17 protein-coding genes and 1 tRNA gene are annotated in these 21,861 nt (G+C 65.5%); 12 read left to right on the top strand and 6 right to left on the bottom strand.

Annotated features, from left to right (window positions below):
- Positions 1 to 29: 29 nt before the first annotated feature.
- Complete coding sequence (locus FEF27_RS13845) at positions 30 to 104, top strand: 50S ribosomal protein bL37 (protein WP_373868394.1); 75 nt, start codon at positions 30 to 32, stop codon at positions 102 to 104.
- A gap of 45 nt (positions 105 to 149) precedes the next feature.
- Here the strand turns inward: FEF27_RS13845 and FEF27_RS04200 are convergent, their stop codons facing one another.
- Positions 150 to 767, bottom strand: a complete 618-nt coding sequence (locus tag FEF27_RS04200; RefSeq protein WP_138169612.1) for a GDSL-type esterase/lipase family protein — start codon at positions 765 to 767, stop codon at positions 150 to 152.
- Entirely contained in the window at positions 767 to 4,633 is a 3,867-nt protein-coding gene (locus tag FEF27_RS04205; RefSeq protein ID WP_138169613.1) for a multifunctional oxoglutarate decarboxylase/oxoglutarate dehydrogenase thiamine pyrophosphate-binding subunit/dihydrolipoyllysine-residue succinyltransferase subunit, read from the bottom strand. The genes FEF27_RS04200 and FEF27_RS04205 overlap by 1 nt, the downstream gene beginning before the upstream one ends.
- A gap of 126 nt (positions 4,634 to 4,759) precedes the next feature.
- Between FEF27_RS04205 and guaB1 the strand changes: the two genes are divergently transcribed.
- The 6 genes from guaB1 (at position 4,760) to FEF27_RS04235 (ending at position 11,473) form a co-directional block, all read left to right on the top strand.
- On the top strand, positions 4,760 to 6,238 hold the full coding sequence (guaB1, locus tag FEF27_RS04210; RefSeq protein ID WP_138169614.1) for a GMP reductase: 1,479 nt from the start codon (positions 4,760 to 4,762) through the stop codon (positions 6,236 to 6,238).
- 153 nt (positions 6,239 to 6,391) lie between these two features.
- A complete protein-coding gene (locus FEF27_RS04215; protein WP_138169615.1) occupies positions 6,392 to 7,780 on the top strand; it encodes a hemolysin family protein in 1,389 nt (462 codons plus the stop codon).
- Positions 7,777 to 8,850: a hemolysin family protein gene (locus FEF27_RS04220; RefSeq protein WP_138169616.1), complete on the top strand. Its 1,074-nt coding sequence runs from the start codon at positions 7,777 to 7,779 to the stop codon at positions 8,848 to 8,850. The genes FEF27_RS04215 and FEF27_RS04220 overlap by 4 nt, the downstream gene beginning before the upstream one ends.
- Before the next feature lie 52 nt (positions 8,851 to 8,902).
- Positions 8,903 to 9,829, top strand: a complete 927-nt coding sequence (locus FEF27_RS04225; RefSeq protein WP_166429908.1) for a metal ABC transporter substrate-binding protein — start codon at positions 8,903 to 8,905, stop codon at positions 9,827 to 9,829.
- Entirely contained in the window at positions 9,826 to 10,611 is a 786-nt protein-coding gene (locus tag FEF27_RS04230; RefSeq protein WP_243729072.1) for a metal ABC transporter ATP-binding protein, read from the top strand. The genes FEF27_RS04225 and FEF27_RS04230 overlap by 4 nt, the downstream gene beginning before the upstream one ends.
- The gene (locus tag FEF27_RS04235) at positions 10,604 to 11,473 is read left to right on the top strand and encodes a metal ABC transporter permease (protein ID WP_138169618.1); all 870 of its coding nucleotides are present in this window, start codon (positions 10,604 to 10,606) and stop codon (positions 11,471 to 11,473) included. Before FEF27_RS04230 ends, FEF27_RS04235 begins: the two co-directional genes overlap by 8 nt.
- Here the strand turns inward: FEF27_RS04235 and FEF27_RS04240 are convergent.
- Together FEF27_RS04240 and FEF27_RS13295 are read right to left on the bottom strand one after the other, a co-directional pair.
- Positions 11,428 to 12,165 (bottom strand): alpha/beta hydrolase, encoded by a 738-nt coding sequence (locus FEF27_RS04240; RefSeq protein WP_166429909.1) that lies wholly within the window; start codon positions 12,163 to 12,165, stop codon positions 11,428 to 11,430. The two genes, FEF27_RS04235 and FEF27_RS04240, sit on opposite strands and share 46 nt — an antisense overlap.
- A gap of 7 nt (positions 12,166 to 12,172) precedes the next feature.
- Entirely contained in the window at positions 12,173 to 12,589 is a 417-nt protein-coding gene (locus tag FEF27_RS13295; protein WP_166429910.1) for a Fur family transcriptional regulator, read from the bottom strand.
- A gap of 62 nt (positions 12,590 to 12,651) precedes the next feature.
- Between FEF27_RS13295 and FEF27_RS04245 the strand changes: the two genes are divergently transcribed.
- Positions 12,652 to 13,086, top strand: a complete 435-nt coding sequence (locus FEF27_RS04245) for an HIT family protein (RefSeq protein WP_138169620.1) — start codon at positions 12,652 to 12,654, stop codon at positions 13,084 to 13,086.
- Between the two features lie 25 nt (positions 13,087 to 13,111).
- Here FEF27_RS04245 and hrpA read toward each other — a convergent pair whose 3' ends face one another.
- Entirely contained in the window at positions 13,112 to 16,987 is a 3,876-nt protein-coding gene (hrpA, locus tag FEF27_RS04250) for an ATP-dependent RNA helicase HrpA (protein ID WP_138169621.1), read from the bottom strand.
- A 128-nt stretch (positions 16,988 to 17,115) separates the two neighbouring features.
- On the opposite strand from hrpA, the gene FEF27_RS04255 reads away from it, so the two are divergent.
- A tRNA-Leu gene (locus tag FEF27_RS04255) sits at positions 17,116 to 17,199 on the top strand.
- A 73-nt stretch (positions 17,200 to 17,272) separates the two neighbouring features.
- Here the strand turns inward: FEF27_RS04255 and FEF27_RS04260 are convergent.
- Positions 17,273 to 17,989 carry a lysophospholipid acyltransferase family protein gene (locus FEF27_RS04260; protein ID WP_138169622.1) on the bottom strand — a complete coding sequence of 239 codons (717 nt, stop codon included), beginning with the start codon at positions 17,987 to 17,989 and terminating at the stop codon, positions 17,273 to 17,275.
- Between the two features lie 71 nt (positions 17,990 to 18,060).
- On the opposite strand from FEF27_RS04260, the gene FEF27_RS04265 reads away from it, so the two are divergent.
- From FEF27_RS04265 to FEF27_RS04275, 3 genes are all read left to right on the top strand, one after another.
- Positions 18,061 to 18,429, top strand: a complete 369-nt coding sequence (locus FEF27_RS04265) for a hypothetical protein (protein ID WP_138169623.1) — start codon at positions 18,061 to 18,063, stop codon at positions 18,427 to 18,429.
- A gap of 96 nt (positions 18,430 to 18,525) precedes the next feature.
- A complete protein-coding gene (locus FEF27_RS04270) occupies positions 18,526 to 20,355 on the top strand; it encodes an AMP-dependent synthetase/ligase (protein WP_138169624.1) in 1,830 nt (609 codons plus the stop codon).
- Between the two features lie 154 nt (positions 20,356 to 20,509).
- A complete protein-coding gene (locus FEF27_RS04275) occupies positions 20,510 to 21,853 on the top strand; it encodes a class II 3-deoxy-7-phosphoheptulonate synthase (protein ID WP_138169767.1) in 1,344 nt (447 codons plus the stop codon).
- Positions 21,854 to 21,861 lie beyond the last annotated feature (8 nt).

The following is a 21,861-nucleotide window of genomic DNA, read 5'->3' on the forward strand; positions in this document are numbered from 1 at the left end:
GGGCGGGTTGTCGACGAAAGGAGTCCACTATGGGTAAGCGTGGACGTAAGCGTAAGGCGCGCCGCAAGAACAGTGCCAACCACGGCAAGCGGCCGAACGCCTGAGCATCATCAGCGACGTAGAGCTCCATCAGGTCAACTGGTGGAGCTCTACTCGTTAATGCCCAGCCAGGCGTACCAGCCGCGGTGCAGCACCAGCCAGGCGATCAGGCCGAAGGCTGCCTGTCCGGGCCGGCCTTCATTGGCAGTGAGATCCGTGCGCCACTGGGCATGATCGGCAAGCGGGGTGAAGGCGTCCACATAGGTGTGTCCGCGGCGTTCGGCGACGTCCATATAGGCCCGGTTGAGCTCAGCCACGCGCCGGTTGTGGTCCGGATCCAATCCGGGCACCGGTCCCACCACGAAGCACCTGATGCCCTGCTGGGACGCCCGGTCCAGAATGTTGGCCAGGTTCAGCCGAGCCCGCGCTGAGGAGGCGTCTCGCAGGTCCTTATCGTTCAGCGCCACCAGGAGGTAACGCTCGGCGGCCTCGCTGCCGGCAATGGGCCCGAACCGCGACGCCGCCTCCGCCTCCCAGCGCTTGGAGAGAGCTTCTACGCCCTCCCCGGGCACGGCGAGGACATAGGGCTCCAGCTGGAGGCCCTCCAACGGCGTCTTCGACAGCACACGGCCGAACCATCCCAGAGCGCGGGGGTCGGCCGCAGGGGTCAACAGCTCGTCGCCGACGGCCACCAGCCTGACCCTCCGCGAGGGCGACTCCTCATCCATCACTGATCCAGGTGCGGGAAGGCTTGGGCGAGCAGCGCGTCCAGCTCCTCAGCATGGCGCTTCGCCTGCCCGACCGAGGTGGCCGCGGACTCAGGCCGTGCCACCAGGGAGAAATCCTGGGACAGCTGGGGAGCGAAGTTCATTCCGAAGAACGGCCATGGGCCCTGGTTCACGGGCTCATCCTGGGCGTAGATGAAGGACTCTGCCTCGGTGTACTTGTCGAGTTCCTGCTGCAGGGTCTCCACCGGCATCGGATAGAGCTGCTCGAGCCGCACGATGGCGGTGGTGTCGTCGTCGTGCTTGTTGCGTTTGGCCACCAGGTCGTAGTACAGCCGCCCGGAGACCACGACCACTCGCTTGACCTTCTTGGGATCCACGTCCCGGTCCGGGATGACTTCCTGGAACGTCCCGGTGGTGAAGTCCTCGACCGAGTTGGCCGCTGCCTTCAGCCGCAGCAGCTGCTTGGGGCTGAACACGATGAGCGGGCGGCGCGGACGAGCCACGGCCTGCCGGCGCAGCAGGTGGAACACATTGGCCCCGGTGGAGGGCATGACCACAGTCATGTTGTCTTCGGCGCACAGCTGAAGGAAACGCTCGGGGCGCCCGGAGGAGTGGTCGGGACCCTGCCCCTCATAGCCGTGCGGGAGCAGCATGACCAGGGAGGAGCGCTGGCCCCACTTCTGCTCCGCAGTGGCCACGAACTCGTCGATGATGATCTGGCCACCGTTGACGAAGTCGCCGAACTGGGCCTCCCACAGCACCAGCGAGTTGGGGCTCTCCACCGAATAGCCGTATTCGAAGCCCAGCGCCGCGTACTCCGAGAGATGGGAGTCGTAGATGAAGAACCTGCCCTGGTCGTCACTGAGGTTCTTCAACGGGTACCACTCGTCGCCGTTGTTGCGGTCGTGGAAGACCGCGTGGCGCTGCACGAAGGTGCCGCGGCGCGAGTCCTGACCCGACATCCGTACCGGGATGCCCTCCATGAGCAGGGAGCCAAACGCGGCGATCTCGGCGAAGCCCCAGTCGATGCCGCCTTCGCGTGACATCTTCGCGCGTTTCTCCAGCAGGGACTTCAGCTTCGGGTGCGGAGTGAATCCGTCGGGAATGTTGGTGTGGACCTCGCCGATGTGCGCCAGCTGCTCGCTGCTGATGGCGGTGTCCTGCGGCGAACGCTCCGGAGTCTCCTCCTCCTCCTGGGAGGCGGTGGGAGCGAGGTCGCTGCTGGAGGGTCCCCCGCTTCGCTCGACAGTGGAGATCGGCTGTGTCTGTGCCGCATGGGTCTCGGTGAAGACGCGCTCCAGCCGCTGGCGGTAGTCCGCCAGGGCTTGGTCGGCCTCCTCCTGCGTGATGTCACCGCGTCCGACCAGAGCTTCGGTGTAGAGCCGGCGGGTGGTGCGCTTGGCCTCGACGAGGTTGTACATCTTCGGCTGGGTCATCGAGGGGTCGTCGCCTTCGTTGTGACCGCGGCGGCGGTAGCAGACCAGGTCGATCACCACGTCCTTGTTGAACCGCTGCCGGTACCGGAAGGCCAGCTGGGCCACGCGGGCGACGGATTCCGGGTCATCGGAGTTCACGTGGAAGATCGGAGCCTGGATGGCCTTGGCCATATCCGTGCAGTAGGTCATGGACCGCGCCGCAGAGGGCGCAGTGGTGAAACCGACCTGGTTGTTGACCACCACATGTACGGTGCCGCCGGTGCGGTAGCCGCGCAGCTGGGACATGTTCAGCGTCTCCGCCACCACGCCCTGTCCGGCGAAGGCTGCGTCGCCGTGGATCAGCAGCGGCATCACCGAGAAGCTGTCGAGCTTGTCCGCTCCGCGGTCCAGCCGGTCCTGCATGGCACGCACGACGCCTTCAAGGACTGGATTGACTGCCTCCAGGTGGGAGGGGTTGGCGGCCAGATACACGCGGGTCGTGTTCCCGCGGTCGGAGGTGAAGGACCCCCGGGTGCCCAGGTGGTACTTCACGTCACCGGAGCCGGTGCCGGCTTCCCGTCCCTCGAACTCGCGGAAGACCTGCGCATAGGTCTTCCCTGCGATGTTGGTGAGCACGTTGAGGCGCCCGCGGTGGGCCATGCCGATGGCCACCTCGTCGAGTCCCTCATCGGCCGCACCGGAGAGGATGGTGTCCAGCAGCGGAATGAGCGACTCGCCACCTTCGAGGGAGAAGCGCTTCTGGCCCACGAACTTCGTCTGCAGGAAGGTCTCAAACGCCTCTGCTGAGTTCAGTCGGGCCAGAATCCGGAACTGTTCGTCCCGGCTGGGCTTGGTGTAGGGGTGCTCGACCTCCTCCTGGAACCAATCCCGCTCCTCAGGCGACTGCAGGTGCATGAATTCGATGCCGGTGTTGCGGCAGTAGGTGTCGCGCAGCACACCGAGGATGGAGCGCAGCGGCAGGGACTGCTTCCCCCCGAAGCCCCCGGTGGGCCATTCGCGGTCGAGGTCCCACAGGGTCAGCCCGTGGTTCTCGATGTCCAGGTCCGGGTGGGCCCGCATCTTGTACTCCAGCGGGTCCACCGAAGCCATCAGGTGGCCCCGGACCCGATAGGAGTGGATGAGCTGCTGGATCCGCGCGACCTTGTTGATCTGCTCCTCAGGATTGACCTGAATATCGGCTGACCAATGGATGGGCTGATAGGGGATGCGGAGAGCCTCAAAGATCTCCTCGTAGAAATCGTCCCTGCCCAGCAGCATCTCGTGGATGGTCTTGAGGAACTCCCCGGATCCGGCACCCTGGATCACGCGGTGGTCGTAGGTGGAGGTCAAGGTGATGACCTTGGAAACCGCCAGATTGTTCAGCGTCTTCTCCGAGGCGCCCTGGAATTCCGCCGGGTACTCCAGTGCACCAACACCCACAATGACGGCCTGTCCCTTGGACAGCCGGGGGACCGAGTGCACGGTGCCGATGCCGCCGGGGTTGGTCAGGCTCACGGTGGTCCCGGAGTAGTCCTCGGGGGAGAGCTTGTTATCACGGGCGCGCTTGACGAGATCGTCATACGCGGCCCACCACTGGGTGAAGCTGAGCTGCTCGGCTGCTTTGATGTTCGGCACGATCAGTGCGCGGGTCCCGTCGGGGCGCGGCATGTCGATCGCGAGCCCGAAGTTCACATGCGCGGGGTGCACTGCGGTGGGCTTGCCATCGACCACGTCATAGGTGACGTTCATCGAGGGGTGCCCCCGCAGCGCCTTGAGCATTGCATAGCCGACCAGGTGCGTGAAGGAGACCTTCCCGCCACGGGTGCGCCGGAGGTGATTGTTGATCACCGTGCGGTTGTCGATCAGCAGCTTCGCCGGGACTGCACGCACTGTGGTCGCGGTGGGCACCTCCAGCGAGGCGTCCATATTTGCGGCGATCGCCTTCGCGATGCCCTTGAGGACTTTGTGCTCATCCTCCTGGGGCTTCGGCGCCTTCTCGCTGGAGCCACCCTTGGCTGGCTCCGAGGGGATGGGGCGGGTGGGATCAGCGCGGCGCGTGGCCGCCTGGCGGCGTGCCGGCGGCTTGGAGGCCGGTGCGGAGCTCTTCTCCGCCTGAGGCTTCTGCGAGGCCTCAGGCTCAGCAGGCTTGGCGGTGGACGGGGTGGTCTCATCCACCGGCTTCTGATTGCTGGCATCCGGCTCAGAGTCGACGCTCTTCCGGGGTGTTTTCTCGGCGGCGTCGCCGGAGGCGGGTTTCTGCTGCGCTGCAGTGTCCGCCTGAGCTTGGTCTGGACCACCGTTGGCCGATTCAGCCTCCAGGTTGCGGAAGATGTCCGCCCATTTCCGGTCTACCGAGTCCGGGTCTAGTCGGAACTGGTCATAAATGTCGGCGACCAGCCATTCGTTGCCGGGAAATTCTTCCGCGAGACGGCTGGACGTTAGCTCTGGCACTGTGAATACGCCTCTTCCATTGCGATCTGGTTGCCGGGCACAGCGTCGTGCCTCAGTGGATCATTCGCCATCAAGCATAATGACTTTCTCCGGTTGGTTGCCACCGTTCACGGTATCGTGTCCGTGATGCAACTGATCAGTGACCCCGACTACGACCTCACCTACGCGGACGTGTTCCTCATTCCGTCCCGCTCCGCGGCGTCTTCGCGCTTCGAGGTGGACCTCTCCGCCGACGACGGGACCGGCAGCTCCACGCCGCTGATCGCAGCGAATATGACAGCGGTGACCGGCCGGCGCATGGTGGAGACCATGGCCCGCCGCGGCGGCCTGGGGGTGCTGCCGCAGGATGTGCCCACCGGAATCATCCGGGAGGTCACCGACTGGGTGAAGTCCCGGCACCCGGTGCTGGAGACCCCCCTGAAGGTCACCGGCAGCGACACTGCTCTTGACGTCCTGCATCTGCTGGACAAGCGCAATCACGGGGCGGTGTGCGTGGTGGACGACGCCGGCCAGCTGGCCGGAGTGGTCACCGCCGCGGACACCGCCGGGGTGGACAGGTTCTCCTCGGTAGCCTCGCTGATGCGGATGCCGCAGGTGCAGTTCACCGACCAGGACCTGCTGCCCGACGACGCCGCCTCCGCAGTGGCCCTCGAGCCGGCCTTCGCGGCCATGGAGTCGGCCGGGACCAACTACGCGCCGGTCACCACCGCCTCCGGGGAGCTGCTGGGAGTCCTCACCCGAGCAGGCGCTCTGCGCTCGACCATCTACCGCCCGAACGTGGACCGGTCCGGACGGCTGAAGGTCGCCGCGGCGGTGGGCATCAACGGGGACGTGCGCGGAAACGCCGAGTCGCTGCTGGAGTCCGGTGTGGATGTGCTGGTGGTCGACACCGCCCACGGGCACCAGCAGAAAATGATCGAGGCCCTGGGTGAGGTGCGGCGTGTCGTGCAGGCGCTGGAGCAGCCCGTGCCCGTGGTCGCCGGGAACGTAGTTACCGCCGCGGGAACCCGTGAACTGATCGAGGCAGGGGCGGACATCGTCAAAGTGGGCGTAGGGCCGGGGGCGATGTGCACCACCCGAATGATGACGGCGGTGGGCAGACCGCAGTTCTCGTCCGTGCTGGAGTGTGCCCAAGCCGCCCGGGAGCTCAATGCCCACGTCTGGGCCGATGGAGGCGTGCGATACCCCCGAGACATCGCACTGGCCCTGGCCGCAGGCGCCTCCCAGGTGATGATCGGCTCCTGGCTGGCCGGGACCTATGAGTCTCCCGGGGACCTGCTCACCGCTGCCGACGGGCGCCGGTACAAGGAGAGCTACGGGATGGCCTCGGCCCGTGCGGTTCAGCACCGCACCTCGACGGAGTCGGCGTTCTCCCGTGCCCGGAAGGGCATGTTCGAAGAGGGAATCTCCACCTCCACCATGTTCCTGGACCCGGCGCGGCCCGGCGTTGAGGACGTGATGGACTCCATCACCGCCGGTGTCCGCTCCTCCTTCACCTATGCCGGTGCCCGCACCCAGGTGGAGTTCCGCCAGCGTGCAGTCGTCGGCGTCCAATCAGCTGCCGGCTACGAGGAGGGCAAGCCCGTTCCCACCGGCTGGACGTGAGGCCCAGCGGCTCGCCACTGACCAGCGGCAGCGGAGGAGTCCGCGCCCCGGGCGCGGTGTAGAATCAGGATTCTTATGGAGTATCGACAACCCGGCGTTCCCCGGACTGGCTTGCTGTCTCTCATTAGTCCAGCGCGGAGGTGGCTGCGCTAAGTGGAGTGGATCCTCCTTCTGGTCGGCATTCTGCTGATCCTCGGCAACGGGTTCTTCGTCGCCGTTGAATTCGCCCTGGTGGCGCTCGACCAGCCGACAGTTCAGCGCGCAGTGGATCTGGGCGATAAGCGTGCGGTGCCGCTGATGCGATGCCTGAAGTCTCTGTCGACCCAGCTCTCCAGCTGCCAGCTGGGCATCACCCTGAACACCCTCCTGATCGGCTATGTGACAGAACCGGCGCTGGGCACGCTGCTGCGGCCTGTCATCGAGGCCGCCGGAGTTCCGGATGCCGCGGCCTTCGGCGTCTCACTATTCGTGGCGATGATCATTGCCACTCTGGCCACCATGCTGATGGGTGAGCTGGTGCCGAAAAACCTGGCAGTGGCTGAATCTTTCCGGATCGGGCGCGCTCTGGCCCGCCCCCAGCTTGTCTTCACCGCAGTGTTCAGACCGCTGATCATCGTGCTCAACGGTTTCTCCAACAAAGTGCTTCACCGGTTCGGACTCGAGGTCAAGGAGGAGCTCTCCGGGGCGCGCACTCCCGAGGAGCTCTCGGCCATGGTCCGCCGCTCCGCCAGCCTCGGTACTTTGGATGAGCAGGCCGCCACCTTTCTGGACCGGACACTCCGCTTCGCCGACCAGACTGCCACTGATGTGATGACTCCGCGGCCGCGGATGGTCACCATCGACGCCGAGGCCTCCCTGGACGAGCTGATCGACACCGCCCGGCGCACCGGCCATTCCCGGTTTCCCGTGCTGGGCGAGTCGGGGATCGACGAGGTGCGCGGCGTCGTCCATGTGAAGAAGGCGGTGGCCGTTCCGCGCGGCAAACGCGAACCGCTGGTGGCCGCCACGGTGATGAGTGAGGTGGCGCGAGTCCCGGAGACCATTCACCTTGACGCCCTGCTGGCCGAGCTGCGCCGGGCGCCCCTGCAGATGGCAGTGGTGGAGGACGAATATGGGGGGACTGCCGGGGTGGTGACCCTGGAGGATCTGGTGGAGGAGATCGTCGGCGAAGTCGCCGACGAGCATGACGCCCTCACACCCGGGGTGCTCCAGTCCGCCGCAGGGGAGTGGTACTTCCCGGGCCTGATGCGCCCTGATGAGATCAATGCGCAGATCTTGGAGTTGGAGATCCCGGAGAATTCCGCCTATGAAACGGTGGCCGGATTCATCCTCAATGAGCTGGGGCGGGTGGCCGCCCTGGGGGACGAGGTGGAGTTCCCGGCCGGACGGCTCCGGGTGGTCGGCATCGACGGCCGGCGGATCGACCGATTGAAGTTCCTGCCTGACCCCGAGGCCCGCCGCGCAGCCTTGGAGGCGCATGCCGAGCAAGTCCGGAAGCTTGCCGAAGAGCGCGCCGAACGGCAACGGACGGGGGGACGATGACCTCAGAGCTGTGGGGCCTGGTATGGCTGGTGGTGCTGTTAGCCGGCAACGCGTTCTTCGTGGCCGGGGAGTTCGCCGTGCTTTCGGCCCGGCGCAGCCAGATCGAACCCAAAGCCGACGCGGGGTCGAAGCGGGCAAAGACGGCGCTCTATGCCATGGAGCACGTCAGCCAGATGCTGGCCATCGCCCAGCTGGGCATCACCGTCTGCTCGCTGCTGCTGCTGCTGATGGCCGAACCCGCCATCCACCATATGCTCGAGGTGCCGTTCGAGGCGCTGCGGCTGCCGGATGCGGCCAGCTATGCCGTCAGTCTGGTGGTGGCGCTGATGCTGGTCAGCTTCCTGCACGTCACCTTCGGGGAGATGGTCCCGAAGAATTTTGCCGTCTCAGTGGCTGACCGGGCGGTGCTGCTGCTGGCCCCGCCCCTGGTGCTGCTCTACCGGGTGTTCATGCCGGTGATCTGGCTGCTGAACAGCTTCGCGAACCTGACTCTGCGGGCCTTGGGGGTCACCCCGCGCGATGAGGTGATCTCCACCTTCACCCTCGAGGAGCTGGAGTCCATCGTCGCGGAGTCCAAACGTGGTGGGACGATGACGGACGAGGCCGGGATCATCGCCGGGGCGCTGGACTTCACCGAGCACACGGCTGAAGAAATCATGGTTCCGGTGGAGGAACTGGTCACCGTCCCCCAGGACGTGACCCCGACCAAGGTGGAGAAGGCCGTCGGGCGCACAGGGTTCTCCCGATTCGTCGTCGAGTCCGAATCCGGCGCGTACTCTGGGTACCTGCACCTCAAGGACGTCATGGCGCTGCCGGAGGCTTCAGTCGACGCGCCGGTCCCGGTCACTGTGGTGCGCTCGCTGGGCAATATGCGCACCCGTGATGACCTCGACAGCTGCCTGGCGGCGATGCAGGCCTCCGGCTCGCACCTTGCGCGCGTGATGGACGACGCCGGGGAGACAGTGGGCATCCTGTTCCTGGAGGACATCCTGGAAGTGCTCGTCGGCGAGATTCATGACATCACTCAGGCCCGCGACAGCAGGCGCCAGCATTCGGTGGACAACGCCTGAGGGCGCGCCTGCTGACATTGAGAACAGTTTGCAACAAGTGTACTCTGGGCGAATGCAAAAATCTTTTCTGGCCGCCGCTGCGTGTGTCGGGATGCTGCTGCTCGCAGGCTGCGGAGACGATTCTCAGGACGCTGCTGCCCCGGAGTCAGATGCTTCAGCAGAAGAGACCGGACTGACCGTGGTGGCCTCCATTGACGTCTATACCGACCTCGTGCAGGGGATTGCCGGAGACACCGTGGAGGTGGTGCCGATGGTCGACTCCACGGCGGTGGACCCCCACTCCTACGAGGCCACGCCGCAGGACCGGCTGCAGGTGGAGAATTCAGACGTGATCATCGCCAACGGTGGCGGCTACGACGCTTTTATGACGCTGCTGGCCTCCGCCGCCGACAAGGATGACCAGGTCTATCAGCTGATCCCAGGGGACAACCAGCACGGGGAGGACGCCGGCGGAGACTGGGAGAACGAGCACATCTGGTACGACCTGACCCAGATGAGCGAGTTCGTGCTCGATTTCGCTGAGCATCTGGGCCAGCTGGCTCCCGAGAACGCGGACTTCTACTCCGAGAACGCTGAGGCGCTCGCCGGTGATCTCGACGCCCTGGCCCAGCGGAACCGTGAGCTGAGCGCTGAGGGTCTGAGCTATTTGGCCACCGAGGCCGTCAGCGGGTTCCTGCTGGATGATGCCGGTTTTGACAACGCGACCCCGGTGGAGTTCCTCAGTGCCGTGGAGCACGGCGACGATGTCTCACCACGGCTGTACTCTGAGGCGCTCGGCCTGGCGGAAGAGGTGGACCTGCTGGTGTTCAACCCCCAGACCGAGACCCAGCAGGCAGCCCGGATCCGCGATGCCGCCGAGTCCGCCGACGCGGTGGTGCTCGAGTTCACCGAGACCCTGCCGGAGGACTCGGACGGGTATCTGGAGTGGATGGAGGCCAACCTCGACCTCCTGGAAGGCGCCCTGGAGGAGATGCGTTGACCGACCCAGCACTGCAGCTGGAGGCCGCTGCTGTCGGATTCGGCGCGCGCAGTCTCTGGTCGGAGGTCGACATCTCCCTACAGCGTGGGGAGTTCCTGGCCGTGCTGGGCCCCAACGGGGCCGGCAAATCCACCTTCCTCAAAGTGCTGCTGGGGCTGCAGCGGCTCACCGCCGGCACCGTCGAGGTGATGGGAAGACCTGTACGCCGGGGGTCGTCGCAGGTGGGCTACATACCGCAGCACCACCAGTTGGAGCTGGAGACCCCGCTGCGCGCCCGCGACCTGGTGGCCCTGGGCCTCGAAGGGCATAAGTACGGGCTGCCATGGGTCAGCCGCCGAGCCCGAAGACGCATCGACGAACTGATCGAGCAGGTCGGCGCACAGGACTATGCCCAGCGCCCGGTGGGGGTTCTCTCCGGAGGTGAGCAGCAGCGGCTGCGGGCCGCCCAGGCGCTGGCCGGTGACCCCGGGCTGCTGCTGTGCGACGAGCCGCTGCACTCGCTGGACCTGAACCATCAGCGCGCGATCACCGAGCTGATCCGCCAGCAGGCGGTGGACCGCGGAGCTGCGGTCGTCTTCGTCACCCATGAGATCAATCCGGTCATCGAGCATGTCGACCGTGTTCTGTACTTCGCACGCGGAGCCCACCGGGTCGGTACTGTGCAGGAGGTGATGCGCTCCGAGGTGCTGACCGAGCTGTATCAATCACCTGTGGAAGTGATCGAACACAGAGGGCGACTGGTCGTGATGGGCGAACACTCCGAGGGGACCCACCATGCTTGAGCGACTGGCCGCCTCATTCAGCACAGAGAACTACTGGGAGCTGTTCCAACTGGTGCAGAACTCGGTGCTCACCGCCGCTGTGCTGGGCCTGATGGGCGGAATCATCGGCGTCTTCATCAACCTGCGCCGCGCCGGTCTGGTCGTCCATGGGATCGCCGAAATCAGCTTCGCCGGGGCCGCACTGTTCCTGCTGATGGGCCTCGACGTGGTTCTGGGCTCCACCCTGGGAGCGGTCGCGGCGGCTGCGCTGATCGGTGTGCTCAGCATCCGTGACCGGGAGGTCAGCGCAGTGACCGCGGTGCTGATGCCGTTCGGGATGGGACTCGGTATCCTCTTCCTCTACCTGTATCAGGGCCGGACCGCGAATAAGTTCGGTCTGCTCACCGGTCAGATCGTCGGCGTTGACGATATGCAGACCCGGACGCTGATCTCCGTGGCGGTGCTGATCAGTGTGATCCTTATCCTCATCTGGCGCCCGCTGATGTTCTCCTCAGTGGATCCGCAGCTGGCGGCCGCCCGCGGCGTCCACGTCAACCTGCTGACCATCGCATTCATGGTCCTGCTCGGCGGGGCCGTGGCCATGAGTGTGCAGGTGGTGGGGGCGCTGCTGGTGCTGGCGCTGCTGGTGGTCCCCAGTGCGGCAGCACTGAAAGTCGCACGCCGCCCCGTGGTGGTGGTGCTGCTCTCCTGCGGCTTCGCCCTGTTCTCAGCGGTGGCCGGCATTATGATCGCCATTATGGGGACGGTGCCCATCAGCCCTTATATCACCACGATCAGCTTCCTGATCTACGTGGTGTGCCTGCTGGTGGGCCGGCGTCAGCGGGCCCGGTTCGCCGCCGTCACAGCGGACTCAATGAACTGAGTGGTGCGTCTGCCTATCAGCTGCGCATCATGATCCAGTGGTGCCACGTGCCGGCTGCGGCGCAGAATCGCCTCCTGGGTCTGCGGCACTGAGCGTTTCAGCAACTCTGCTGAGCCGGAGCCGACCACATTGTCGATGGGGGAACGCAGCAGCAGCACAGGAGTTCCTGCACAGGCCAGGATGGGAAGTGCAGCCCGAGCCCGGGCGAAGATCCGGTCCAGCTGAACCACCGCGCGCAGCGGCGTGACCTCGTAGGCCTCCTCGGTGACGCCGGGCTTGGCGATGTCCCCGGCGACTGCCGCGACGGTCGGTTTGGCTCGCCACAGGATCCGGGCCAGCCGTCCAGTGCCCGGCTTCAGCCGCAGCCCCGGGTTAATGACGACGACGCCTGCGGACTTCTCCTGCGCGGCGACCCACAGTGCCAGCGCCCCGCCCATGGACAGCCCCACAGGAACCACGACGTCGCAGTCCGCACGCAGCCGCGCATAGGCGTCAGTGACGGCTTCCCACAGTGCTTCGGCCGGAGTGGCCGCCAAGTCCTGCCACTGGGTGCCGTGTCCGGGAAGCAGCGGCAGCTCCACCTGGTAACCAGCCGCGGCGGCAGCATCTGCCACCGGGCGCATGGACTCGCGCGTGGAGGTGAAGCCGTGCAGGATCAGGGCACCTGCTCGCTGCTGCGGATGCTCGCTCATCAGCGCTCTAGGCTGCGGAGCAGCTCTGGCAGAGGCCGTAAACCTCCAGGGTGTGCCGCACTTCGGTGAACCCGTTGGCCCCGGCCAGCCGGGCGACCCAGGACTCCATTTCCGGGGCTTCGAACTCCACGGCGAGCCCGCAGCTGCGGCATACCAGGTGGTGGTGGTGGACCTCCGCGGCGCAGCGGCGGTAGATCGCCTCCCCATCATCGGGCCGCAGGACATCCAGCAGCCCCTCCTCCTGGTGGTTCTGCAGCACCCGGTAGACCGTGGCCAGGGACACCTTTTCTCCGCGGTCACTGAGAATCCGGTGCAGCTCCTGGGCGGAGACAAAGTCCTCCAGCTCGCTCAGCGCGGCCCACACAGCCCGCTTCTGACGGGTGGATCTGCCCTTCACCGGAGGGGTTGAGATGCTTGTGCTCATGGTGTCACCAGGGTAGCAGGCAACCCTGTTCACGCTCCGGAACGGAGGGATACAGTGGAGCCATGAGTACTGTGTTCAGCAAGGTGATCAGTGGCGAGCTCCCGGCCCGTTTTGTGTGGCAGGACGAGCTCTGCGTGGGGTTCTTTTCGATAGCTCCGCTGGCCTACGGCCACACCTTGGTCGTTCCCCGCACGGAGGTGGACCGGTGGACCGATGCTGACAGTGAGCTGATGGCGCATCTGACCACCGTGGCCCAGCGAATCGGCAAAGCGCAGGTGGAGACCTTCGGCTCCGCCCGGGCCGGCCTGGTCGTGGCCGGATATGAAGTGCCGCACCTGCACCTGCACGTGTGGCCCTCGAACTCGTTGGCAGACTTCGACTTCTCGAAGGCCATGCAGGATCCCGACCCGGCGCAGATGGATGAGTCCGCAGAGAAGCTGCGCGTGGCGCTGCGCCTGATGGGCGACGCTGAGCACGTCCCGGCGGAGCAGGACTGAACGGCCACTTCCCCAGTGCCCGGGGCTACTGCCCGCCAGTCTGAGCCTGCTTGAGCGCCCGGCGGAGCCGCTTCACGCTCACCGGCTCGGCGGTGCCCAGCTGCTGAGCGAAGAAGTTGACCCGCAGCTCCTCAATCATCCACTTCACCCCGGTCAGCTCGGCAGGCACCGGCAGCTGCGGGGGCACCGCCTCCACCGCGGCGTCGAACTCATCCTCCACCTGCTGGACCTGCTGCATGTCTGTGGCATCCCGCGCCACGCCCTGACCGGACTCCAGCCGATCCAGCCGCACCAGCATCGCCCGGAGATACCGAGGCAGGTGGCGCATCCGGGCGAAGCCGGTACTGGTGACGAACCCCGGATAGATCAGCTGTGCGATCTGCGCCTGCATATCGGCCACCGCCGGCTGCAGCGCGGCGGACTTCACCGCACTGAGCCGGGCGCGGACCTCCGTGTGCAGGGTGAGGACCTGGGCCAGCACGTCCGTCAGTGAGAGCACCGTCTCAATCAGATCAGCTCGCGCCTGCCGGGCCAGCTGCTGGAAGGCATCAGCGGTGTAGGGCAGCTGCTGGGGCACCAGATGGTCCAGTACGGCAGCGGTGGACTCGCTCACCAGCTCCTCCACCTCGCCGAACTGCCCGAAGGCCAGCCGTTCCCGGTTGCTCAGATGCTCGACCACATAGCGCTGCGGGGAGGGAAGCACCTCGCTCAGCAGTGCGACGACGCCGCGCCGGTGGGTCCGCTGCTGCTCGTGGGGGGACTGGGTGATGGTGACCCGGACCCCGGATGTGCCCTGACCAGTCGAGGGGTCCGGGGTCAGGGCGGGGTAGCCGGTGACCTGCCGGCCTTCAGCTTCGGCGGAGACCTGCTGGGGCAGGGTGCCGAACGTCCACGAGGTCTGGTGACGCTGCCCCAGATCAGCACCCAGCGGCACGGCTTGGGCGGGGCGGCCCTGCTGTGCAGGGGAGGGGGCAGGCTTCTGGGTGACCGAACGGCCGATGGCTTCGCGGCTCTCACCGCTGAAGCGCACTTGAAGCTCAGCGAGGTCGAATCCGGAGTCCAGGAGCCGGCCCCGGTCGCTGATCACCCCGAAAGTGAATCGCAGGTGGTCCGGCAGCGACTCGAAGTCCAGGTCTCCGGGCTCCACCACCACACCCTTGAGCCGTCTCAGCACAGTGGCGAGGGCGGTGCGCAGAGGTGTGCTGGCGGCGTCGTACTCCTGCTCCACCTGTTGGCGTGCCTGGGCTGCGACATCCGGGGCGGGAACGAAATTGCGCCGCAGCTGCTTGGGCATGGACCGGATCAGGGCGGTGATCATCTCGGTGCGCCGGCCGGGAATGAACCACTCAAACCGGTGGGGTTCGAGCTGGTTCAGGAACAGCACAGGAATCCGGACGGTCACCCCGGCTTCGTAGGCGTAGGTGAGCTCCAGCTTCAGCCCGTCGTGGTCAAAGTGCTCCGGGAAGGCCTCGAGGTCCACCTGCTCGGCCTCCGGCGCCAGCAGGGTCGAATCCGGGAGGTCCAGCAGATCTGGGGTGTCATGGCGCTGCTTCTTCCACCAGGCGTCGAAGGCTCGCTGGGAGGTGATGTGCGGCGGCAGCCTTTCGGCGAAGAATTCCACCAGATGGTGGTCCGCTGCGCGGAGATCCTTGCGGCGGGTGCGGTCCTCCAGCTCGGCGATCTCCTTGAACCGCGCCCGGTTGCGCTGGTCGAAATGATGCCGGGTGTTCCAGTCGCCTTCGATCAGCGCGTGCCGGATGAACTCCTGGGCGGCGAACTCGGGGTCGATCTTCCCGTAGAGGACGCTGCGGTCGGCCACCAGGGGAACGCCGAAGAGGGTGACTCGTTCAGTGGCCACCACCGCTCCACGCTTGGCGGACCAGACGGGGTCGGTGTAGCTGCGTTTGACCAGGTGTCCGCCGATCTCCTCGGCCCACGCCGGGTCCACCGCCGCCACTCCACGGGCCCACAGGCGGGAAGTCTCCACCAGCTCAGCGGCCATGACCATATCCGGGTTCTTCTTGAACAGGCCGGAGCCGGGGAAGATCGCGAAGCGGGTGCCGCGTGCCCCCTGGTAGTCGCGGGTGCGCGGGCTATACACGCCCAGGTGGCTGAGCAGTCCCGCCAGCAGCGACTTGTGGATCTGGTCATGCTTGCTCACGTGGTCCACCGGGTCGCGGGTGCGGATCCGCCGGGGAGAGAGTTTCCCCTGCTGGGCCAGCTCTCCGAGCTGATGGACCAGGTCCTGCCACTCGCGGATGCGCAGCCAGTTCAGATGCTCCCGGCGGCACAGCTTGCGGAACTGGCTGGAGGAGAGCTCGGCCTGCTTCTCGGTGAGGTAGCGCCAGAGGTTCAGCAGGGCGGAGAAGTCGGATTTCTCATCGGTGAAACGGGCGTGCAACTGGTCTGCGGCGTCGCGCTGTTCGGCGGGGCGCTCGCGCACGTCTTGGATGGACAGCCCCGCTGCCAGCACGGTGACCTCGGTGAGGCACTCTCGGCGTGCGGCTTCGACCATCATGCGGGCCAGACGGGGATCCACCGGCAGCGCGGCGATCCGTCGGCCGGTGGAGGTCACCCGGCCCGAGCGCTCCAGGGCGCCGAGCTCAGAGAGCAGCCGCACCGCGTCATTGACCGCCTTGGCATCAGGCTTCTGCACGAAGGGGAAGTCCAGCAGCTCCTGGGGCGTGGTGGTGATGCCCATCGCCGACATCTGCAGCAGCACGCTGGCCAGTGAGGTCCGCAGGATCTCCGGGTCGGTGAATTCTGGGCGGGACTCGAAGTCCTGCTGGGCGTAGAGCCTGATGCAGATGCCGTCGCTGGTGCGTCCGCATCTGCCGGCACGCTGATTGGCGCTGGCTTGGCTGATCGGCTCGATCGGCAGTCGCTGCACCTTGGTACGTGTGGAGTACCGGGAGATTCGTGCGGTGCCGGTGTCGATCACGTACTTGATGCCCGGCACCGTCAGCGAGGTCTCTGCCACATTGGTCGCCAGCACAATACGCCGGCGCCCGCCGGGGTTGAATACCCGCTTCTGCTCCTGTAGGGACAGCCGCCCGAACAGGGGCAGAATGTCCGCACCGGCCAGCCTCCGGTGGTGACGTACGGTCTCGGCCAAGGCCTCGGCGGCGTCACGGATTTCGCGCTCACCGGGGAAGAAGACGAGGATGTCGCCATCTGGCTCGGCGCTGAGCTCCACCACCGCATCGCAGACGGCGTCGAGTTCGTCGCGCTCGGCAACCGGGGTGGGCTCCTCATCACTGGCCGCATCCAGGTCAGTGAGCGGCCGGTAGCGGATCTCCACCGGATAGGTGCGCCCGGAGACCTCAATGATGGGGCAGCCGCCGAAGTGTTCACTGAAACGCTCCGGATCGATGGTCGCCGAGGTGATGATCACCTTCAGGTCAGGACGCTCAGGCAGGAGCCGTTTCAGATAGCCCAGGATCACATCAATGTTGAGGCTGCGCTCATGGGCTTCATCAATGATGATCGCCGAATACTTCCGCAGCTGCGGGTCACGCTGGATCTCGGCCAGCAGGATCCCGTCGGTCATGAGCTTCACTGAGGTCTCCGCCCCGACTTCCGCAGTGAAGCGAACTTGGTACCCGACGGTGCTGCCGAGATCCGAGCCGAGCTCTTCGGCCAATCGCTCGGCCACCGACCGTGCCGCCAGCCTCCGGGGCTGGGTGTGACCGATCAGGCCCTTCCGGTCCAGCCCCAGCTCCAGCAGCATTTTCGGCAGCTGAGTGGTCTTTCCGGAGCCGGTCTCTCCGGCGATGACCACCACTTGGTGCTCACGCACCGCATCCAGGATGGTGCCACGCTCATGGGTGACCGGCAGCTGGTCGGGGTAATTGAGGCTCTCGGCCGTGTGGTCGGCAGCGGTGTAGGCGGTGGCGGACATATGCTGCCGAGTCTATCGGTCTGCTCGATTAGGAACTTCCGCTGTGCTCGGGTTAGGATGATTCTCGCTGTTTTCAGCAGATTCAGGCCCCCAGGGGCTCGGAGAAATCCGGGATAACGGGGGCCATTGCGCGAGTGGCGGAATTGGTAGACGCGCTGGCTTCAGGTGCCAGTGCCTTCACGGGCGTGGGGGTTCAAGTCCCCCCTCGCGCACCCGGGTATAAAGCAGGACCCCCTGACCTTCGGGTCTGGGGGTCCTGCTTCTTTCCAGATGAGAGAGTGCCGCTCAGGAGCTGGACGGGCTCCCTTGACCGCCTGCGTCCATCCTTTTCTTGACCGAGGCATAGATGTCGACATATTCCTGCCCGGAGAGCCTCATGATCTGCGACATAATCTTGTCGGTCACCGCCCGCTGGGCGAACCGGTCATCCGCATTGGCGTAATACGCATCGAAGTGCAGCGGCTCACCGATGATCAGGCCCACTCGGTGCACCCGAGGAATGGTGCGATTGATGGGCTGGACCTTGTCGGTGCCGATCAGCGCCATCGGAATGACGGGGACACGGGTGCGCAGCGCCAAATGCGCCACACCGAGCTTGCCTCGGTAGAGACGGCCATCAGGGCTGCGGGTGCCTTCGGGGTAGATGCCGAGCAGATCTCCGTGCCGCAGTGCCTCCTCACCGGCGGCCAGCGAGTTCTGGCTTGCGGCTCCACCGGACCGATCCATGGGAATCTGCCCGGTGATGTCGAAGAACCAGCGATTCCACTTCCCGGTGAACCCCTTGCCCTTCCAATAGTCATTCTTCGCCAGGAACCTCACTGGTCGCGGCACAGCCACCGGGATGAACACCGAATCGGAGAAAGACATGTGGTTGCAGGCCAGAATCGCCGGGCCTTCGGCAGGGATGTTGTCCAGCCCCTTAACCCAGGGGCGGAACACAGTGTTGATCGCCGGACCGACCAGGAACCTTTTTGCATTTCGGTAGAAGGTTAGCGACGCCACGGTCAGTCTCTTCCTCTCGAGCCGGGGACAGGCGCTACTACTCTACTGGCGCGAACCGATAGTCTGACTCTATGAGCAATTCACGTGAGGACGGTCACCACTACCGCCGCCGCACCGCCCGGCCGCAGCCGGGGCGCCCGGTCCCGAAGAACCTCGGTCAGCGCGGCCCTCGTGACTTCACCCCGGCGGCCGAGGAGGAGGAAGACTTTCGTCCGCCGAACCCCAAGAGTCCGGTGGCCGGGGCCAAACCCGGGGTAGTCGTTGGCGCCCTGCTGGTCCTGGGCGGGATCGTGTGCCTGATTGTCTTCCCGTTCCTCCCGGTAGGTTTTCCGGGCTGGACCACCGCAGCGCTGATTGCCGCCATCCTGCTGGGTCTGGTGGTCCTGTTCATGCAGATGCCCGCCAAACGGGCCGGCAGCGACGACGGCGCGCGGGTCTGAGCTGTCACACCGCGCGTGCTGATAGTGTGAGTTGAAGCACATATACTGGGCAGTAAGTGCTCGTCATCCGTACATCACCTGGGAGGAGAAGCACCTGTGAAGGAATACGCAGTGCCAGCCGCGGTGGAGGTCGACCAGGACCTCAACATCACTGATCTGCTTGAGCGGCAGGTCACCGAAAATCCCGGCAACGTCCTCTTCGGCCGTCAGCTGAGTCCGGGGGAGTGGACCGACGTCTCCGCCGCCAGCTTCCGAGACGACGTCGTCTCCCTGGCCAAGGGCATGATGGCCAAGGGCATCGGCGCAGGTGACCGCGTGGCGATCATGGCCGCCACCCGATATGAGTGGACGCTGCTGGACTTCGCGATCTGGTACGCCGGTGGCGTGACAGTGCCGATCTATGAGACATCCTCGCCCTCCCAAATTGCGTGGATCGTGGAAGATTCCCAGGTCAAGATGGTCTTCGCGGAGACGGATTCGCACGCGAAAGCCGTCGACCGGGCTATCACGCAGGAGAAGTTGGACTCGGTGGAGCACCTGCTGACCATCGACAGCGAGGACTTGAATGAACTGCGCCGCCTAGGCAGTGATGTCTCCGATCTCGAGGTGGAGACCCGGCGGTCTGCCGCGACACTGGCGGACCTCTCGACCATCATCTACACCTCCGGAACCACCGGTAAGCCCAAGGGCTGTGAGCTGACCCACGGCAACTTCGTGGAGCTGAGCCTCAATGGGACGGCCTCACTGCACGAAGCGATCAACTCCAGCTCCTCCACGGTGCTCTTCATTCCGCTGGCACACGTCTTTGCCCGGTTCATCTCCGTGATCTGTGTGGCGGCCGGCGCCCGCGTGGGTCACACTGCGGACATCAAGGAACTGGTCGACGACCTCGGCACCTTCAAGCCCACGTTCCTGCTGGCCGTCCCGCGCGTGTTCGAGAAGATCTACAACGCTGCGATGATGAAGGCTGAAGGGGATGGGAAGGGCAAGATTTTCCAGAAGGCCGCACAGACCGCCATCGACTACTCCAAGGCGCAGGAGAGCGGCTCGGCAGGGTTGGGCCTGAAGCTCAAGCACGCCGTCTTTGACAAGCTCGTCTACTCCAAGCTGCGTGCCCGCATGGGTGGGGAAGTGAAATACGCCGTCTCCGGCGGCTCCCCGCTGGGAGCCCGGCTCGGGCACTTCTTCCACGGTGTCGGACTGCACGTGTTGGAGGGCTACGGCCTGACCGAAACCACCGCGCCGCTGACCGTCAACGCACCGCAGGCCACCAAAATCGGCACCGTCGGCCAACCACTGCCCGGCTGTGCGGTGAAGATCGCCGACGACGGGGAGATCCTCGGCAAGGGCGTCTGCGTCTTCCGCGGCTACCGGAACCGGCCCGACCTGGCAGACGAGACCTTCGATCAGGACGGCTGGTACCGCACCGGGGACATCGGCTCGCTCGACGATGAGGGCTACCTCAGCATCACCGGGCGCAAGAAGGAGATCCTGGTGACTGCGGCCGGGAAGAATGTGGCACCGGCGCAGCTGGAGGACCAGATCCGTGCCGACGCGATCGTCTCACAGGTAGTGGTGGTCGGAGACGGCAGGCCGTTTGTGGCGGCACTGATCACCTTGGATCCCGAAACGCTTCCGGTGTGGCTGCAGCGTCACGACATTGCCGAGGACACCCCGATGGCGGAGCTGATCAAGCACCCGACGATCATCAACCACATCCAATCGGTGGTCGACGCAGCCAATGAGTCCGTCTCCCGGGCAGAGTCCATCCGCACCTTCCGGCTGCTGGAAGATGATTTCACCATCGAGTCCGGGCATCTGACCCCGTCTATGAAGATTCGCCGGGCAGACGTGATGCGGGACTACGCCGAGGTGGTGGAGAACCTCTACGCCGACGCGGCCCAGGCGCGCGCCGAACAGTCCTGAACCGGTCCTGTTCGCTCCGCGGCGCGCCCACCATATGGAACATCACTGAAGGTATTAGGCGGGCTGTTACGGGGACCATTAGGCTGTGAGGGTGAATGCTGCAAACGATTCCCGCACTGAAACCCCACTGACCGCCCCAGGTGAGATTGTTCACATGGGTGCCGCAGAGTATCCGGGGTTGGACGCATGGCGTGACCTTCCGCTGCAGCAGCAGCCCGACTGGCGGGACCACCCCGACTTCGCATCAGCCACCGCTGAGCTGTCGGCGAATCCGCCGCTGGTGTTTGCCGGTGAGGTGGACAAGCTGAAACGTCGGTTGGCTCATGTCGCCAATGGTGAGGCGTTTCTGCTGCAGGGCGGGGACTGTGCCGAGACTTTCGCCGACGTCACCGCAGACAAGATCAGCGCCAAAGTCAAGACCCTGCTGCAGATGGCCGTGGTGCTCACCTACGGCGCTTCGCTCCCTGTGGTGAAGATGGGCCGGATGGCCGGGCAGTATGCGAAACCGCGCAGCTCGGACATGGAGACCCGTGGAGACGTCACGCTGCCCAGCTTCCGCGGAGAGATCGTCAACGGTTTCGACTTCACCCCCGAGGAGCGCCTTCCGGACCCCAAACGGATGCTGAAGGCTTACCATAAGTCCGCCGCCACTTTGAACCTGATCCGCGCGTTCACCGAAGGCGGCTTCGCGGACCTGCGCGCAGTGCAGCAGTGGAACAAGGGTTTCATGGAGAACCCCGCGCACGCCCGGTACGAGCAGATCGCTGGGGAGATCGACCGAGCGGTCCGGTTCATGAGCGCCTGCGGAGTCGAGTTTGAGAGTCTCAAGCGCACCGAGTTCTACGCCGCCCACGAGGCGCTGCTGCTGGACTACGAACGAGCCCTGACCCGCATCGATTCGCGCACTGCCAAACCCTATGTGACCTCGGGCCACTTTGTGTGGATCGGGGAGCGGACCCGAGACCTCGACGGCGCGCACGTCGACTACCTCTCCCGGGTGCGCAATCCGCTGGGGGTCAAGCTGGGCCCCTCGACCACGCCGAGCACCGCCCTAGAGCTGATCGAGAAGCTGGATCCGCAGCGCGAGCCGGGACGGTTGACGTTCATTGCCCGGATGGGCGCGGGCAATGTCCGCGAAAAGCTGCCTCCGCTGGTGGAAGCCGTGCGCGATGCCGGTGCCAAGGTGGTGTGGGTGACCGATCCCATGCACGGCAACACCATCACCGCGAAGAACGGCTACAAGACACGACGGTTCGACGACGTCCTCGACGAGGTCCGTGGATTCTTCGAGGTCCATCAGGCCGCGGGCACCTATCCGGGCGGTCTCCATGTGGAGATGACCGGTGACGACGTCGCCGAATGCCTCGGCGGCTCAGACGTCATTGACGAATCAGCCTTCAACACCGGTTACGAGTCTCTGGTGGACCCCCGGCTGAATCACAAGCAATCTCTGGAACTGGCCTTCCTGGTGGCCGAGGAACTCACCCGGGTCACCTGAGCCGGCGG

The organism is Nesterenkonia sphaerica (genome assembly GCF_005771565.1).
In the GTDB taxonomy this organism is placed as follows: Bacteria; Actinomycetota; Actinomycetes; order Actinomycetales; family Micrococcaceae; genus Nesterenkonia; species Nesterenkonia sphaerica.

Excerpts from the sequence above, each read along its gene's own strand:
- FEF27_RS04200 (WP_138169612.1), bottom strand. The coding sequence starts at position 767 with ATGGATGAGGAGTCGCCCTCGCGGAGGGTCAGGCTGGTGGCCGTCGGC.
- guaB1 (WP_138169614.1), top strand. The coding sequence starts at position 4,760 with ATGCAACTGATCAGTGACCCCGACTACGACCTCACCTACGCGGACGTG.
- FEF27_RS04220 (WP_138169616.1), top strand. The coding sequence starts at position 7,777 with ATGACCTCAGAGCTGTGGGGCCTGGTATGGCTGGTGGTGCTGTTAGCC.
- FEF27_RS04225 (WP_166429908.1), top strand. The coding sequence starts at position 8,903 with ATGCAAAAATCTTTTCTGGCCGCCGCTGCGTGTGTCGGGATGCTGCTG.
- FEF27_RS04235 (WP_138169618.1), top strand. The coding sequence starts at position 10,604 with ATGCTTGAGCGACTGGCCGCCTCATTCAGCACAGAGAACTACTGGGAG.
- FEF27_RS04240 (WP_166429909.1), bottom strand. The coding sequence starts at position 12,165 with ATGAGCGAGCATCCGCAGCAGCGAGCAGGTGCCCTGATCCTGCACGGC.
- FEF27_RS13295 (WP_166429910.1), bottom strand. The coding sequence starts at position 12,589 with ATGAGCACAAGCATCTCAACCCCTCCGGTGAAGGGCAGATCCACCCGT.
- FEF27_RS04245 (WP_138169620.1), top strand. The coding sequence starts at position 12,652 with ATGAGTACTGTGTTCAGCAAGGTGATCAGTGGCGAGCTCCCGGCCCGT.
- hrpA (WP_138169621.1), bottom strand. The coding sequence starts at position 16,987 with ATGTCCGCCACCGCCTACACCGCTGCCGACCACACGGCCGAGAGCCTC.
- FEF27_RS04265 (WP_138169623.1), top strand. The coding sequence starts at position 18,061 with ATGAGCAATTCACGTGAGGACGGTCACCACTACCGCCGCCGCACCGCC.
- FEF27_RS04275 (WP_138169767.1), top strand. The coding sequence starts at position 20,510 with ATGGGTGCCGCAGAGTATCCGGGGTTGGACGCATGGCGTGACCTTCCG.